The sequence below is a fragment of the Variovorax paradoxus genome, from assembly GCF_030815855.1.
Lineage (GTDB): Bacteria > Pseudomonadota > Gammaproteobacteria > Burkholderiales > Burkholderiaceae_C > Variovorax > Variovorax paradoxus_M.
Genome location: NZ_JAUSXG010000001.1, coordinates 4,555,988 through 4,571,499, shown reverse-complemented (window position 1 = coordinate 4,571,499; position 15,512 = coordinate 4,555,988). Strand labels below are relative to the sequence as shown.

The 15,512-nt window shown below is 67.1% G+C and carries 14 protein-coding genes; 8 read left to right on the top strand and 6 right to left on the bottom strand.

Annotation, left to right across the window (positions count from 1 at the left end):
- Positions 1-10: 10 nt before the first annotated feature.
- The 3 genes from QFZ42_RS21870 to QFZ42_RS21860 form a co-directional block, all read right to left on the bottom strand.
- Positions 11-895, bottom strand: a complete 885-nt coding sequence (locus tag QFZ42_RS21870) for a cytochrome c oxidase assembly protein (protein WP_307702982.1) — start codon at positions 893-895, stop codon at positions 11-13.
- A 186-nt stretch (positions 896-1,081) separates the two neighbouring features.
- Positions 1,082-2,707 (bottom strand): chaperonin GroEL, encoded by a 1,626-nt coding sequence (gene groL / locus QFZ42_RS21865; protein WP_307702981.1) that lies wholly within the window; start codon positions 2,705-2,707, stop codon positions 1,082-1,084.
- 37 nt (positions 2,708-2,744) lie between these two features.
- Positions 2,745-3,065: a co-chaperone GroES gene (locus tag QFZ42_RS21860; RefSeq protein WP_307702980.1), complete on the bottom strand. Its 321-nt coding sequence runs from the start codon at positions 3,063-3,065 to the stop codon at positions 2,745-2,747.
- 17 nt (positions 3,066-3,082) lie between these two features.
- Between QFZ42_RS21860 and QFZ42_RS21855 the strand changes: the two genes are divergently transcribed.
- Positions 3,083-3,226, top strand: coding sequence for a hypothetical protein (locus QFZ42_RS21855; protein WP_307702979.1), 144 nt, complete (start codon positions 3,083-3,085; stop codon positions 3,224-3,226).
- Between the two features lie 9 nt (positions 3,227-3,235).
- Here the strand turns inward: QFZ42_RS21855 and QFZ42_RS21850 are convergent, their stop codons facing one another.
- Entirely contained in the window at positions 3,236-3,892 is a 657-nt protein-coding gene (locus QFZ42_RS21850; RefSeq protein WP_307702978.1) for a diguanylate cyclase, read from the bottom strand.
- A 198-nt stretch (positions 3,893-4,090) separates the two neighbouring features.
- Between QFZ42_RS21850 and QFZ42_RS21845 the strand changes: the two genes are divergently transcribed.
- The 3 genes from QFZ42_RS21845 (at position 4,091) to QFZ42_RS21835 (ending at position 9,764) form a co-directional block, all read left to right on the top strand.
- Entirely contained in the window at positions 4,091-5,161 is a 1,071-nt protein-coding gene (locus QFZ42_RS21845; protein WP_307704286.1) for a glycosyltransferase family 4 protein, read from the top strand.
- Positions 5,162-5,164: 3 nt separating this feature from the next.
- Positions 5,165-7,309, top strand: a complete 2,145-nt coding sequence (locus tag QFZ42_RS21840; protein ID WP_307702977.1) for an amylo-alpha-1,6-glucosidase — start codon at positions 5,165-5,167, stop codon at positions 7,307-7,309.
- Positions 7,310-7,514: 205 nt separating this feature from the next.
- Positions 7,515-9,764, top strand: a complete 2,250-nt coding sequence (locus QFZ42_RS21835) for a LamG-like jellyroll fold domain-containing protein (protein ID WP_307702976.1) — start codon at positions 7,515-7,517, stop codon at positions 9,762-9,764.
- On the opposite strand, the gene QFZ42_RS21830 is transcribed toward QFZ42_RS21835, so the two are convergent.
- Positions 9,761-10,678, bottom strand: coding sequence for a protein NO VEIN domain-containing protein (locus tag QFZ42_RS21830; protein ID WP_307702975.1), 918 nt, complete (start codon positions 10,676-10,678; stop codon positions 9,761-9,763). The two genes, QFZ42_RS21835 and QFZ42_RS21830, sit on opposite strands and share 4 nt — an antisense overlap.
- 81 nt (positions 10,679-10,759) lie before the next feature.
- Here QFZ42_RS21830 and QFZ42_RS21825 point away from each other — a divergent pair, with 81 nt between their 5' ends.
- On the top strand, positions 10,760-11,653 hold the full coding sequence (locus QFZ42_RS21825) for an alpha/beta fold hydrolase (protein WP_307702974.1): 894 nt from the start codon (positions 10,760-10,762) through the stop codon (positions 11,651-11,653).
- A gap of 45 nt (positions 11,654-11,698) precedes the next feature.
- Here the strand turns inward: QFZ42_RS21825 and QFZ42_RS21820 are convergent, their stop codons facing one another.
- The gene (locus QFZ42_RS21820) at positions 11,699-12,805 is read right to left on the bottom strand and encodes an SMP-30/gluconolactonase/LRE family protein (protein ID WP_307702973.1); all 1,107 of its coding nucleotides are present in this window, start codon (positions 12,803-12,805) and stop codon (positions 11,699-11,701) included.
- 93 nt (positions 12,806-12,898) lie between these two features.
- Here QFZ42_RS21820 and QFZ42_RS21815 point away from each other — a divergent pair, with 93 nt between their 5' ends.
- From QFZ42_RS21815 to QFZ42_RS21805, 3 genes are read left to right on the top strand one after another with little or no spacing between them, the layout of a single operon-like run.
- Positions 12,899-14,359: a cytochrome ubiquinol oxidase subunit I gene (locus QFZ42_RS21815; protein WP_307702972.1), complete on the top strand. Its 1,461-nt coding sequence runs from the start codon at positions 12,899-12,901 to the stop codon at positions 14,357-14,359.
- Positions 14,349-15,356 carry a cytochrome d ubiquinol oxidase subunit II gene (gene cydB, locus QFZ42_RS21810; protein ID WP_307702971.1) on the top strand — a complete coding sequence of 336 codons (1,008 nt, stop codon included), beginning with the start codon at positions 14,349-14,351 and terminating at the stop codon, positions 15,354-15,356. The genes QFZ42_RS21815 and cydB overlap by 11 nt, the downstream gene beginning before the upstream one ends.
- A complete protein-coding gene (locus tag QFZ42_RS21805; protein ID WP_307702970.1) occupies positions 15,343-15,498 on the top strand; it encodes a DUF2474 domain-containing protein in 156 nt (51 codons plus the stop codon). The genes cydB and QFZ42_RS21805 overlap by 14 nt, the downstream gene beginning before the upstream one ends.
- Positions 15,499-15,512 lie beyond the last annotated feature (14 nt).

Here is a 15,512-nt window from a genome sequence, read left to right as displayed (position 1 = left end):
CGTGGCCGCCCTAGGGCCGTGGCATGGCGCCGGACGTGCGCGCGGGTTCGCCCTGCAGCAGCCGCGCGGCTGCCGCGAGCGCGACCGCCAGATAGGCGAGCCCGGCGGGTACCCACATGATCAGCCCGCCGAGCCGCTGGTCTTCGAGCAGGTCGAAGCCGAGCGCGGGCGTGCTCGCTCCATAGGCGGGGTACCACGGGACGGTCGAGAACGTCAGCAGTGCGCCGAGGGCGCCGGTGTGCACCATGGTCGTGAAGAGATACAGCATCGAACCGCCGTGCCCCGCGCGCGAGGCTCCGCCGAGCGGCGGCCACCAGAACAGCAGTGCCGTGAGAAGGAAGCTCGCGTGCTGCAAGGTGTGGACGCCCGGACTGCGCAGCGCGGCTTCGAACAATGGCGGCAAGTGCCAGGCCCAGAGCGCGATGCCGTGCAGGGCCCAGGCAACCGGCGCGTAGGTCAGTACGTTCCAGGTTCCGGCCACTGCCGGCAGCCGCACCAGGCGACCGGTTCGTGCGCGCCATGCGGCGGGCAGCGCCCAGGTCCAGACGGCCAGCGGCCGGCCCATCACCAGCAGCGGCGCGGCCAGAATCATGAGCACCTCGTGCTGAACCATGTGGGCGGAAAAAAGGAAGCCGCCGAGCGCATCGAGCGGCGACACGAGCGCCAGCACCAGCGCGAGCCAGCCGGCGCCGAAGGAAGCAGCCGGCGCCTTGCCGACCCCATGGCCGGTGCCGGCCTTGCGCCACAGGCGCAGCAGGCCGGCCACATACAGCAGAAGGCTGGCGCCGAGGCAGGCCAGTACCCACGGCTCGAAGCTCCACCCGATGGCGGGCGTGGATTGTGCCGCTTGCGGCGCGTGCGCGCCGGCGAAGGATGCCGGCAGCAACAGCGGCACGGCGCACGGCCATAGCGCGCGCGGACGCTTTCGTTGTGCTGGCGGCTGCACCGTCGGTTGCATCTGCGTAGTCTGAGCCAAATCAGCCGATGCTGCTCTGTGCATGCGGTGCGCGGCGCTGAACAAAAAAAAGCGGCGCCCTTGCGAGGCGCCGCCTTGCGCTTCACACAGCGCGCAACGGACTCATCAATAGTCCATGCCGCCGGCCGGCATCGCCGGTGCCTTTTCGGCCGGCTTCGGCAGTTCGGCCACCGTCGCGTCCGTCGTGAGGATCAGGCCCGCGATCGATGCCGCGTTCTGCAGCGCGGTGCGCGTGACCTTGGTCGGATCGACCACGCCGATCTGCACCAAGTCGCCGTACTCGCCGGTCGATGCGTCGTAGCCTTGGTTGCCTTTGCCCTCGAGCACCTTGGCGACCACCACCGAGGGCTCCACGCCCGCGTTGGCCACGATGGCGCGCAGCGGCGCTTCGAGCGCGCGCAGCGCGATGCGGATGCCCGCATCCTGGTCGGCGTTGGCGCCCTTGAGGTCCTTGATGGCCGCACGTGCACGCAGCAGCGCCACGCCGCCGCCCGGCACGATGCCTTCCTCGACGGCCGCGCGCGTGGCGTGCAGCGCATCGTCGACGCGGTCTTTCTTTTCCTTCATCTCGACCTCGGTCGCGGCGCCCACGCGGATCACCGCGACGCCGCCCGCGAGCTTGGCCACGCGCTCCTGCAGCTTCTCGCGGTCGTAGTCGCTGGTGGCCTGCTCGATCTGCGCCTGGATCGACTTCACGCGCGCATCGATGCGCGCCTGGTCGCCCGCACCGTCGATGATGATGGTGTTCTCCTTCTGCACCTCGACGCGCTTGGCGCGGCCCAGGTCCTCGAGCGTCGCCTTGTCGAGCTGCTTTCCGGTTTCTTCCGAGATCACCGTCGCGCCCGTGAGCACGGCGATGTCTTCGAGCATCGCCTTGCGGCGGTCGCCGAAGCCCGGCGCCTTGACGGCCGCGACCTTCAGCACGCCGCGCATGGAGTTGACCACCAGGGTGGCGAGTGCTTCGCCCTCGACTTCCTCGGCCACGATCAGGAGCGGCTTGCCGGCCTTCGCAGCCGCCTCGAGCACCGGCAGCAGTTCGCGGATGTTGGAGATCTTCTTGTCATGCAGCAGCACGAGCGGATCGTCCAGGTGCGCCACCTGCTTCTCGGGGTCGTTGATGAAGTAGGGGCTCAGGTAGCCGCGGTCGAACTGCATGCCCTCGACCACGTCGAGTTCGTTCTCGAGCGACTTGCCATCTTCCACCGTGATCACGCCTTCCTTGCCGACCTTCTCCATCGCGTCGGCAATGATCTTGCCGATGGCCTCGTCGGAGTTGGCCGAGAGCGCGGCCACCTGCGCGATCTCCTTGCCGGTGGAGATGGGCTTCGAAAGCTTGCGCAGTTCTTCGAGCACCGCGGTTGTCGCCTTGTCGATGCCGCGCTTCAGGTCCATCGGGTTCATGCCGGAGGCCACGTGCTTCATGCCTTCCTGGACGATGGCCTGCGCAAGCACGGTGGCGGTGGTGGTGCCGTCACCGGCCACGTCGGCGGTCTTGGAGGCGACCTGCTTCACGATCTGCGCGCCCATGTTCTCGAACTTGTCGGCAAGCTCGATCTCCTTGGCCACGGACACGCCGTCCTTGGTGATGGTGGGGGCGCCGAAGCTGCGTTCGAGCAGCACGTTGCGGCCCTTGGGTCCGAGCGTGACCTTCACCGCGTCGGCAAGGATGTTGACGCCCGCGACGATGCGCTGGCGGGCGTTGTCGTGGAATCTGACGTCCTTGGCTGTCATTTTTTCATCACTCCTTTCACAACGAATTTCCGGATCATCAAGCGACGCGCTTCAGCCCGCCGCGCTCGCTGGTTTCGACGACAGCGAGAACGTCGTCCTCGCGCATCACCAGCAGTTCGTCGTCTTCGACCTTGACCGTCTGGCCCGCATACTTGGCAAAGAGCACGTGGTCGCCGGCTTTCAGGTGCAAGGGGCGCAGGGTGCCGTCCGCGAGCAGCTTGCCTTGGCCGACCGAGAGCACCTCGCCCTGTTCCGGCTTCTCCGCCGCCGAGTCGGGGATCACGATGCCAGAAGCCGTCTTGCGCTGCTGTTCGATCCGCTTGACGATCACTCGGTCGTACAGAGGATGAAGTTTCATGTTCAATCTCCTAAGCGATGCAGTTCATCAAAAAAGCGAACCTGCGCCGGCGCGGCCGGCGCAACGTCGGTTCACGTTCCTCCGGCATGAAAACGCCGGCGCGCGGGAGCTATGGGCGCGCCGCCGACGCTTCAAGAGGCCGCGGCGCGGATTTTTTGTGACGATCTTTTTCAGGCGCCATCGAGCAGGATGCGATCGGCACGGCCCAGCCGGTACACGGTGCGGCGCGCCGAATCATCGGCGTGCCGGGGCTGCGGCATCACGGGGCAGGGCAGGGGGCGCCCGCCGGTGCGGTCGAGCGTGTCGTCCGCGTCATCTTCCACCTCGGCCCAGATGCCGCGCTTGCGCGGCCGGAACAGCCAGCGCAGATAGCCGCGGTGCGCCGCGAGCCGCATCAGATCCTCGCGGTCCGGCGCGTCGGCCATGACCTGGCCGCCGTCTGTTTCGTCGTCTTCGTAGTAGCCGAAGGCGCGGCGGCCGTCGCTCACCTCGGTGGCCGGCGCGCCGAGCCGCCACCATGCGGGCCGCTCCAGCCGTTCGACGTCCCAGGCGCCGAGCTGCCAGGCGGCTTCGAGCAGCGAACGCTCGAGTTCGTCGAATGCGTCGAGCGCACCCTGGGGCATGTCGAACTGGGCCATCGATTGCGGCATGGGCCGCGCCGGCAACTCGAGTCCGGGCAGCCGCAAGGGCGTCTGGCGGAAGAAGCCGTGCCAATGCAACGACAGCAGCGCCGGCGCTTCTTCACTCGCCACGGCCGTCACGGTGACCGCATAGAGCGGCAGCCGCATCGCGTCGGACTGGTCGGCAACGGTTTCGAGAATGTTCATCGGTAGACCTCCACTGCACCGGGAAAAATCTAAAGCAAGCCCGCGTCGGCTGCAAGCGGCTGCCGCCGCGCCGCGCTCTCGAGCGCTCTTGAAATAAAAAACAGGCGCGCCAAAATGTCCGCCCGGAAGCCACGCGCCTCCGTTTCTTCGCCCTCGTTCCTTGTTCATTCATTTCCTTCCGAGGAGACTGTCTTGACGATGAAGATCGCGCAGATCGCCCCCCTTTACGAAGCCGTTCCTCCGCGGCTTTACGGCGGCACCGAACGGGTGGTCGCCCACCTGGCCAACGCGCTGGTCGACCAAGGCCATGAGGTCACGCTGTTCGCTTCCGCGGACACGCAGACCCGGGCCCGGCTGGCACCGATGCGCGCGCAGGCCCTGCGCCTGGACCCCGCGCCGCTGAAGTCCGACCTCGCCAGCCACCTGAGCATGCTTCACGATGTGCGACGACAGGCGCACCAGTTCGACGTGCTGCACTTCCATGTCGATCTGCTGCACTTTCCGTTCTTCGAGGACATCGCGGGCCGCACGCTCACGACGCTGCATGGCCGCCTCGACATCGCGGACCTGCCGGGCGCCTACATGCGCTGGAACCGTTACCCGCTGGTTTCCATCTCGCGCCACCAGCGCAAGCCGCTGCCGTTTGCCAACTGGTTCGCCACCATTCCCCACGGGCTGGACGAAACGCCCTACACCTTCCAGCCGGATCCCGACGGGTACCTGGCTTTCCTGGGGCGCATCTCGCCCGAGAAGCGGCCCGACCGCGCGATCGAGATCGCCAAGAGGGCAGGGCTGCCGCTCAAGATCGCGGCCAAGGTCGACGCGGCCGATGCGAGCTACTTTGCGCAAAAGATAAAGCCGCTGCTCGACGACCCGCTGATCGAGTTCATCGGAGAAATCGGCGACGCCGACAAGGCGAAATTTCTCGGCGGCGCGCGGGCGCTGCTCTTTCCCATCGACTGGCCGGAGCCCTTCGGCCTCGTGATGATCGAGGCCATGGCCTGCGGCACGCCGGTGGTCGGATGGCGCTGCGGCTCGGTGCCCGAAGTGATCGAGCACGGCGTGAGCGGGCTGATCGTCGAGGACGAGTCGCAAGCCGTCGAGGCGGTGCACGCCATCGGCCGGCTCGACCGGCGCCGCGTGCGCCAGGCGTTCGAAAGGCGGTTCTCGGCGCATGCGATGGCGAGCGCCTATGTGGAGCAATACCGGCGCCTGACGGGCGGCGGCGTGCTTCCGCCGCAGGACCGTCTTTACCGGGAGGCGGCCTGAGCGATGAGCGTTGAAGTGCCCGCTACCGAACAGTCCGAACCGGCGTCCGAACGCGCAGTGCAGCACGCGTTCGTGCTCAAGGAAGGCGACACCTACTTCGTGATGGATGGCCATGGTGACGTGGGCGGCGGTGTGGACGGACTCTTTCACGACGACACGCGCATGCTGTCGACGTTCGTGCTGCGGCTCGACGGCGGCCGGCCGTCGCTGCTGTCCAGCGGGGTCAGCCAGGACAACGTCTTCTTCACCGCGAATCTCACCAACCGCCCGCTGCCGGTGCTCGGCTCGACGTCGATGCCGCAGGGCGTGATCCACCTGGAGCGCAAGCGCTTCCTCTGGAGCGCGCGGCTGTTCGAACGCATCCGGCTGGTCAACTACAGCGACCAGCCGGCGCAGGCGCCGCTCACGCTGCAGTTCGGCGCCGACTTTCGCGACATGTTCGAGGTGCGCGGCCAGCAGCGTGCGCGGCGCGGCGAGATCGGCGCGCCGGAGGTCGGCCCACAGGGCGTGGTGCTGCGCTACCAGGGGCTGGACACGGTCACGCGGCTCGCCTGCATCGACTTTTCGCAAGCGCCGCAGCGCCTCGACGCAGGCACCGCCGAATTCACGGTGCCGCTCGCGGCGCACGGCGAGTGGACGCTCTACGTTGAAGTGGGCACGGAGTCCGCGTTGCCCAACGCCGCGCGCTTTCGCGAAGCCGGGCTGCTCGCGCGATGGCGCATGCGCGCACGCCAGCGGCGCGGTTCGCGCCTGCAGGCTTCGGGGCGGTTGTTCCAGGCCTGGCTCGATCGTTCCCGCGCCGACCTGGCGCTGCTCACGACCGATCTGCCCACGGGTCCGTATCCCTACGCGGGCATTCCGTGGTTCTCCACGCCCTTCGGCCGCGACGCGATCGTGACGGCTTTCGAAACGCTGTGGATCGATCCGAGACTGGCCCAAGGCGTGCTCGAATTTCTTGCGGCGCGGCAGGCGCACCAGACGTCGAGCTTCCGCGATGCCGAGCCCGGAAAAATCATGCATGAGACCCGCAAGGGAGAAATGGCCGCGGTCGACGAACTGCCCTTCGGCCAGTACTACGGCGGCGTCGACACCACGCCGCTGTTCGTGGCGCTGGCCGGGGCCTACGCGCAGCGCACCGCCGACCGCGTCACCATCGAGCGCATCTGGCCCGCGCTGTGCGCGGCCTGCGAGTGGATGGAGCGCAACATGGCGCGCCACCCCGGCGGCCTGCTTGCCTACCAGCGCGGCGAAGCCAGCGGCCTCGCCAACCAGGGGTGGAAAGACAGCCACGACTCGATCTTCCACGCCGACGGCCGCACACCCGAAGGGCCGATTGCGCTCGTGGAGGTGCAAGGCTATGTCTACGCCGCCTTCCTCGCGATGTCTGCCATGGCCGAGTGGCGCGGCGACTCCGGCGCGAGCCGTTGGCGCCAGCGCGCGGCGGCCATGCGCGAAGCGGTCGAAAGCCGCTTCTGGCTCGGCGATCTGAAGTTCTATGCGCTGGCGATCGACGGCGCCAACCAGCCTTGCCGCGTGCGTGCCTCCAATGCGGGGCATCTGCTGTTCACGGGCTTGCCGAGCGATGAGCGGGCGCTGTCTGTCGGGCGCCAATTGCTGTCGCCGGCCTTTGCGTCGGGCTGGGGCATTCGCACCTTGCCCGCCGAGGCGGTGCGCTTCAACCCGATGTCGTATCACAACGGATCGGTGTGGCCGCACGACGTCGCGTTGTGTGCGGCCGGCCTCGCGCGCTACGGCGAACGCGACGGCGTGGTGCGCATCCTCGACAACCTGTTCGAATCGGCCTCGCACTTCGGCATGCGACTGCCCGAACTGTTCTGCGGCTTCGACCGCCAGCCCGGCCAGTCACCCGTTGCCTACCCAGTGGCCTGCCTGCCGCAGGCGTGGGCGGCGGGATCGGTCTTCATGCTGCTGCAGGCCTGCCTCGGCCTTCAGGTGGACGGCATCCGGCGCGAAGTGAAGATCGTCCAGCCGCGCTTGCCGGCCGACATCGACCAGTTGCACGTGCAGCGGCTGCAGGTCGGAAGTGCGAGCGTGGACCTGCATTTCCAGCGCCTCGAAGAACGCATCGTCGTGGTCGCGCAATCTGCGCCGGGCATGCCCAAGGTCGACGTCAATCTTCAACTCTAGCGACGCCGGAGAGGCGAAGCGAGGTGTGACATTTCTGAGCGCATCGGACGCCCGCATGTGACACCGATTGTCATGTGCGGGAGTTTCTCGCGCATGTGTGACACCAACTTGGCGCGCTCTGGCCATGCGGCGAATAGGAAAAGGTTCATCCTCGCATTTGGCATGCATGTTGCTGTAACAAGGTTTAACAGAACCTCAATACAACATGCATTCCTCAGACAGCGAAAACAACAATCCTCTAGATCGCCGCATGTTCTGCGTGAGCGCGATGAGCCTCGTTGCCCTCGGGGCGACTGCCTGTGGAGGCGGTGGAGGAGGAGGGGGCGGCGGGGCGGCCGGCAACCTCGGCCTTCTGGGCGCCGCACCGCAAGACACCGCTTCGACTTCGCTGGTGGCGCCCGCGCCTGCAACGACTTCCGGCACCGAAGACGTGCCCGCGCCGGCGCCCGCTCCGGCGCAAACGCGAAAGTTCGTTCACCCCGGCCTGCTGCACACCGAGGCCGACTTCGAGCGCATGCGCCTCAAGGTGGCAGCCAATGCGCAACCGTGGCTTGCCGGCTGGAACGCACTGACATCCAACGGCCGCGCGCAGCTCGGTGCGAAGCCGCGTCCGCTGGCCACGGTGATTCGGGGGGACGTCCCGGGCCAGAACTTCGCGCAGTTCTACATCGACGTCGCGCGCGCCTACCAGCTCGCATTGCGCTGGAAGGTTTCGCAGGACACGCGCTATGCCGATCTGGCGGTCGAGTTCCTCAACGAGTGGTCGTCCACGCTGACAGCGATCGAGGGCAACGCCGACCGCTTCCTTGCGGCGGGCATCTACGGCCAGCAGTTCGCGAATGCGGCCGAGATCATGCGGACCTATCCGGGCTGGGCGGCCAGCGACTTCGCGCGCTTCCAGAACATGATGCTGACGGTGTTCTATCCGCTCAACCACAGCTTCCTCGTGAACCACAACGGTTCCGAGATCACCAACTACTGGGCCAACTGGGACCAGTGCACGATAGGCTCGATCCTGGCGATCGGCGTGCTGTGCGACCGCCAGGACATCTACGACGAGGCCTTGAACTACTACAAGAACGGCGCGGGAAACGGAGCAGGCCTGCAGGCGGTCTACCACGTGCATCCCGGCTATCTGGGCCAATGGCAGGAAAGCGGCCGCGACCAGGGGCACTGCACGCTGGGCATCGGCCTCGCGGGCGCGTTCTGCGAAATGGCCTGGAACCAGGGCGACGACATCTACGGCTACGAGAACAACCGCTTTCTGGCCGGTGCCGAGTACGTCGCGAAGTCCAATCTTCGCGACGGCACCGGTGACTTCTACACGGTCCCGTTCGTCACCAACATCAACAGGCAGGGCACCCAGTCCGTATTGGCGGCGGGAGGGCAAGGGCACCGGCGTGGCATCTGGGAAAGCGTCTACAACCACTATGCCAACCGGCTGGGCATCGCCACGCCCTACACCGCGCTGCAGGCCGTGCAGATGCGCCCCGAGTCGGACGGCAACAACGGCGACCAGCTCGGCTTCGGAACCCTGACCTTCACGCGCGATCCGCTCACCACGCTTGCGCGGCCGAGCGGGCTCACCGCGCGGGTGCACGCATCGCAGGTGGAGTTGTCGTGGTGGGGCAGCACCGGTGCGTTGAGCTATTCGGTCAAGCGCGCGGCCACTGCGGGCGGCCCGTACACCGTGCTGACTTCGGGCATCACGGACACGCTCACCTTCACGGACACCACGGCGATTGCGGGTGGGGTGTATCACTACGTGGTGGTCGCCGTGAATGCGGGCGGGGAAAGCGAGCCCTCGGTCGCGGCCAGGGCGGCTCTCAAGGCCGAGCTGCTCATGCAGCTCAAGTTCGACGAAGCGCAGGGGACTTCGGCCGCCGATGCGACCGGCCGGTTTGCCGCCAGCGGACTGATGGGCGCCGCTTCATGGACGGCCGGGCGCGACGCAGGCGCCGTCGCCTTGAGCGGCGCGGCGGACTACGTCAACCTGCCCGCGGGCCTGGTGAAGGATGCGGCCGACTTCACGATCGCATGCTGGGTCTACCTGGACAGCATTTCGACCTGGTCGCGCGTCTTCGACTTCGGCTCCGGCGCGCGCCGCTACATGATGCTCACGCCGCGCAGCAATGCCGGGACCGTTCGCTACGCGATCTCCAGGGTCAACGGCTACAACGAGCAGGTGATCGAAGGCGCCTCGCCATTGCCGACCGGCCGCTGGGTGCATGTGGCCGTGACCTTGGCGGGCACGCTCGGCACGCTGTATGTCGACGGCGCAGAGGTCGGCAGCAACGCGCAGATGACGCTGGCGCCCTTCGAGCTCGGCGAGACGACGCGGAATTTCCTCGGCCGTTCGCAGTATCCGAACGATCCGGCACTGCGTGGGCGACTCGACGATTTCCGCGTTTATCAGGGCGCGCTGAGTGCCGCGGAGATCGCGGCGCTGGTCTAGCCCAACGCTTCGAAGCCAGGCGCCTGGCCGATCTCCGAAGGCTTGTAGATCTTGTGCTGGGCGGTGGGCCCGCCGGCGTCTGCCACCACCAGCAGGCGCCAGAGCGGCTCGCGCGCGGCGCAGGCGTTTTCTTCGGGCGTGAGCCGGAAGTTCGGCGTTGCCGTGGACGTGCCCTTCACGGCGACCCTGAGAAGGGTGGCGCCTTTCGCGTTCGACACCTCGATGCTGTAGCCGAGGTTCTGGCCGGTCACATCCTCGGCGTTGTAGCCGTAGCCTTTGAAGTGGCCCATGACATACGCCATGGCCGCGGCCTGAACCTCTTCCTGCGAGGCCGGCGTGGCAGCCTCGGGCTCTGCTTCTACGGCGGCAGGAACACCGCCTCGCGCCTTGGCGGCCTGCATCTCGGCTTCATCGGGAATCCAGCCGCGCGGGCCGCGCACCAGAACCGCCAGCAGCTGCTCGGGCTCCCAGCTTGCAACGTGCCATTCGGCGTCGTCGCGCACGCGCGTGGACACCTTCGCGCTCTTGTTGCTTTCCAGTTCGGCAATCGCGACCCGGTTGGTCTGCACCACGGCCCGGAAACCCTGGCCCGCGTCGAAGGTGCGCTTGAGCAATGCCAGGCGGTCTTTTGCGCGCTGGACCTGGTTGGCCGTTCGCGCGCCGCCGCCCGGGCGATGCTGCGTGTCGAGCGACTCGAGGTAGAACCACCGCCCGCCCGCGCCGACGTTCACATACTCCGCCCAGATGGTGGCAATGACGTTGTCGCCCGTTGCCATCCAGGCGTATTCGAACGGCTTGTCGCGCGCGTCGAACACGCCCATCTTGGCGACGATTTCGACCGGACTGAGCCGTGGTCCTGACAGTCGCATCTCATCGATGACGGTGAGTACGCGGGGGTCGACTTCCTTGTCCATTCAGCGGGTCTCTGGCGAGTTGGGGGGTGGGAGTATGCCGTATCGGCCCGGCCTTTGTCGTGGCGGCGCATACTGGCATTCATGCTGGAAGGTTTCACCACCGAGACCGTGGCGATGGCCGGAACGACCCTCTTCATCCGGCGCAAGGGCGACGGGCCGGCCTTGGTCCTGCTGCACGGGTTTCCGCAGACTCACGTGATGTGGCATCGCGTGGCGCCTGCGCTTGCCCGGAGGTTCACGGTCGTGTGTGCCGACCTGCGCGGCTATGGCGCCAGCGGTACGCCCGCGTCCGCGGCCGACCACGCGCCGTATTCCAAACGCGCCATGGCAGCCGATATCGTCGAGCTCATGGACGCACTGGGTTTCGCTCGCTTCGCGGTCGCGGGCCATGACCGGGGCGGGCGAGTCGCGTACCGCCTTGCGCTCGATCACCCGGAACGCGTGACGCACCTTGCCGTGCTGGACATCGTGCCCACCCTGGAAGCGTTCGAACGCGCGGACGCGCGGCTGGCACTGGCGTTCTGGCCCTGGTCGCTGCTCGCGCAGCCGGCGCCCCTGCCGGAGCGCTTGATTGCCGCGGCCCCGGAAGCGATCGTCGACGACGCGGCAACACAGTGGGGAACGAAGGCTGCGAGTTTCGCGTCGAAGGCCCGAGCGGCTTATGTCGCCGCGCTCGAGGACCCGGCGCATGTGCACGCCATATGCGAAGAGTACCGCGCGGCAGCCTCGCTCGATGTCGAGCACGACAAGGCCGACCGGCAGGCCGGGCGCCGCATCGCCTGTCCGACGCTCGCGCTATGGGCCGCAGGGTCGGCGCTCGAAAACTGGTACGCCGGCGCCGGCGGACCTTTGGGCATCTGGCGCCACTGGGCGGATACGGTCTCGGGCGCGGCGATCGACGGAGGGCATTTCTTCCCCGAGCAATGTCCGCTCGAGACGGTACGGGCATTGAACGCATTCCTTGCGCCGAAGTAGAGCGCGGGACCCGGCGTGGCAGGGCCCGCTACAGAGACGTTGCAGTCAGACCGCGCCGTGCGCCTCCACATAGAGCGCATAGAGCGAATGGCTGCTCGTCATGTAGAGGCGGTTGCGCTTCGGCCCGCCGAACTCGAGATTGGCGCATCGCTCCGGAAGGCGGATGAAGCCGATCGGCTTGCCTTGTGGGTTGAAGATCTTCACGCCGTCCATCTCCTCCGACTTTCCGAGCGGCAGGTGGGCCTTCATGCCGCCGCCGACGTCGGTGGGCTCCGGCGAGAAGGCTCCGTTGAAGCCCCAGCCGCACCAGAGGTTGCCGTCGCGGTCGACGCGGAAGCCGTCGAGCGCGCCCGGGCCGTCCGCATCGATGAGCTTCGTCTTGTTCGAGACGCTGGCACCGTCTGCGGCAACGTCGTAGCTCCAGATGCTGCGGTTCGGCGTGCCTTTCCACTCGACCACGTAGAGCTTCTTCTCGTCCGGAGAAAACGCAAGGCCGTTCGGGTTCACGAGGTCGGTGATCACGGCGCTGAGCTTGCCGTCCTTCGCGATGCGATAGACGTTGGTTGTCGCCTGCTCCGGCGTGGCCCTGGATCCTTCCCACTCGCCGTTGATGCCGAAGGTCGGGTCGGTGAACCACACCGTGTCGTCGGACCTGACGACCACGTCGTTGGGCGCGTTGAGCTTCTTGCCCTCGTGGCTGTCGGCCAGCACCGTCATGCGGCCGTCCTTCTCGGTGCGCACCACGCGGCGCGTGACGGAGTGCTCGCAGGTGATCAGGCGGCCCTGGCGGTCGCGCGTGTTGCCGTTGGCGTAGTTGGCGTTCTGCTTGTGCACCGTGAACTTGCCGGTCTTCTCGTCGTACTTCATGAGCCGGTTGTTCGGAATGTCGCTGCACAGAAGGTAGCCGCCTTCGGGGAAGTACACCGGCCCTTCCGCCCATCGCATGCCGGTGCCCAGCTGCTCGACGGTGCTGCTGTAGATGCGGTACCTGGCAAAGCTCGGGTCCAGTATCAGCACCGAAGGATCCGGGTAGCGCTGATTCGGCTTGAAGTCGAAAGACTGCGCGCCGGCCGCGCCGGCGAACGCGGCCAGCCCCGAACTGGCGGCGGTCTTGAGAAAGCGGCGGCGGGGTGGAAGGCTTCCGTTCTGCATCTGTATATCTCCTGGTGTCGCTGTGGATTCGGCGGCGCCAATCTTACGTAGTGTGGTTGCGGCGCTTTGCTTGCCACGCTAAGGTACGGCCGCATGGATGCCCTCTTGCTTGCCCGAATCCAGTTCGGCTTCACGATTTCGTTCCACATCCTCTTTCCGGCGCTCACCATCGGGCTGGCCAGCTACCTGGCCGTGCTCGAAGGCCTCTGGCTGCGCACCGGCCGCAAGGTGTACATCGACCTGTACCAGTTCTGGATCAAGGTCTTTGCCGTGGCGTTCGGCATGGGCGTGGTGTCGGGCCTGGTGATGGCCTACCAGTTCGGCACCAACTGGAGCAATTTCTCGCGCTTTGCCGGCGGCGTGACCGGGCCCTTGCTGGCCTACGAGGTGCTGACCGCGTTCTTTCTCGAAGCAGGCTTTCTCGGTGTGATGCTTTTCGGGCGCGAGCGCGTGGGCCCCGCGCTGCACTTCGTCTCGACGCTCGCGGTCGCCGCCGGAACGCTGATCTCGGCCACCTGGATCCTTGCGTCGAACAGCTGGATGCAGACGCCGCAGGGCCATGAAATCATCGATGGCCGCGTCGTGCCCGTCGATTGGCTGAAGGTGATCTTCAACCCGTCCTTCCCCTATCGGCTGGTGCATACCGTCACGGCGGCCTACCTTGCCACCGCGTTGATGGTGGGCGGCGTGGGGGCGTGGCATCTTCTGCGCGGCAACGACAACACGCGCGTGCGCACGATGCTGTCGATGGCGCTGTGGATGCTGCTGGCGGCGGCGCCGCTGCAGGCGGTCATCGGCGACCAGCATGGGCTGAACACGCTCGAGCACCAGCCGGCGAAGCTCGCCGCCATCGAAGGGCACTGGGAGCGCACGCCCGAAGGCGAAGGCGTGCCGCTGATTCTTTTCGGCTGGCCCGACATGGCTGCCGAAGTCACGCGCTATGCGGTGGAAATTCCGCGTGCCGGAAGCCTGCTGCTCGCGCACAGCTGGGACGGGCAGATTCCCGCGCTCAAGGACTTCGCGCCCGAAGACCGGCCCAATTCGACCATCGTGTTCTGGACCTTCCGTGCCATGGTCGGCCTGGGCGTGCTGATGATTGCGCTGGCCTTCTGGGGCTTGTGGCTGCGCCGGGGAGGGCGTCTCTACGCCAGGAAGAACTTTCTGCGCTTTGCGGTGGCAATGTCTCCGGCGGGGCTGGTTGCGATTCTCGCGGGCTGGTACACCACCGAGATCGGCCGCCAGCCGTGGATCGTCTACGGCCTGATGCGCACGGCCGACGCCGTGTCGCCGCAGCATTCGACAGGGCAGGTCGGTTTCACGCTGGGCCTTTTTGTCGTCGTGTACCTGGTCGTGTTCGGCGCTGGAACGGCCTACGGGCTGCGCCTGATCGCCAAGGGGCCGGCAGGAGACGAAGCCGATCGTCCGGCATGGGGCGGTCCGGGCGAGACGCGAACCCCGATGCGTCCTCTCTCCGCCGCGCCTGAAGACGACGATGCCGGTGCCGCAAACGGCCGTGCCGAAACAGTGAAGGAGGGCGACCGCGATGGGCATTGATCTTCCACTCATCTGGGCCGTCATCATCCTGTTCGGCATCATGATGTACGTCGTGATGGATGGCTTCGACCTGGGCATCGGCATCCTGTTTCCGTTCCTGCCCGCGAAGGAAGACCGCGACGTGCTGATGAACACCGTGGCGCCCGTGTGGGACGGCAACGAGACCTGGCTCGTGCTCGGCGGGGCGGGGCTGCTGGCGGCCTTTCCGCTCGCGTATGCCGTGATCCTCAGCGCGTTCTACCTGCCGTTGATCCTCATGCTCATCGGGCTGGTGTTTCGCGGCGTGGCCTTCGAGTTCCGCTTCAAGGCGCGGGCGGGCCGGCGGCGCTGGTGGGACCACGCCTTCATCGGCGGCTCGGTCACCGCGGCCTTCTTCCAGGGCGTGACGCTCGGGGCCTTTCTCAACGGCATGCCCGTGGCAGACGGCAACTATGCCGGCGGGCCGTTCGACTGGGTATCGCCGTTCTCGCTCTTCACCGGCGTCGCGCTGGTGGCGGCCTACGCGCTGCTCGGCGCCACCTGGCTCGTAATGAAGACCGAAGGCCGGCTGCAGGTGCGCATGCGCAGCCTTGCGAGGCCGCTGGCCTGGCTGATGCTGGCCGTCATCGTCGCGATCAGCATCTGGACGCCGCTCGCGCACGAGGCCATTGCCAGGCGGTGGTTCAGCTTTCCCAACCTGCTCTGGTTTGCACCGGTGCCGACGCTCGTGGCCTTGGTCACGTGGCGCCTGCTGCGCGACCTGCGCGGCGACGGACATGCGTCGCCCTTCGTGCTCACGCTCGCGCTGCTTTTTCTGGGCTACACCGGGCTCGGCATCAGCCTGTGGCCGAACGTCGTTCCCCCCGGCATCACCATCTGGCAGGCTGCGGGCCCGCCGCAAAGCCTTGGGTTTGCGCTGGTCGGCGCCTTGCTGATCATTCCCGTGATCCTGATGTACACCGCGTGGAGCTACTGGGTCTTTCGCGGCAAGGTGCGGCACGGCGATGGCTACCACTGAGCCCGGCGCCGGCGGCCGCAGCAAGTGGATGCGCCGCCTCGGCTGGCTCCTTGCGATCTGGCTGGCCAGCGTCGGCAGCCTGTTCGCGGTGGCACTGGTCTTCCGCTGGCTGATGCGCGCCGTCGGCCTCACGGCGCCGTAAGGCCTGTGCGCGGG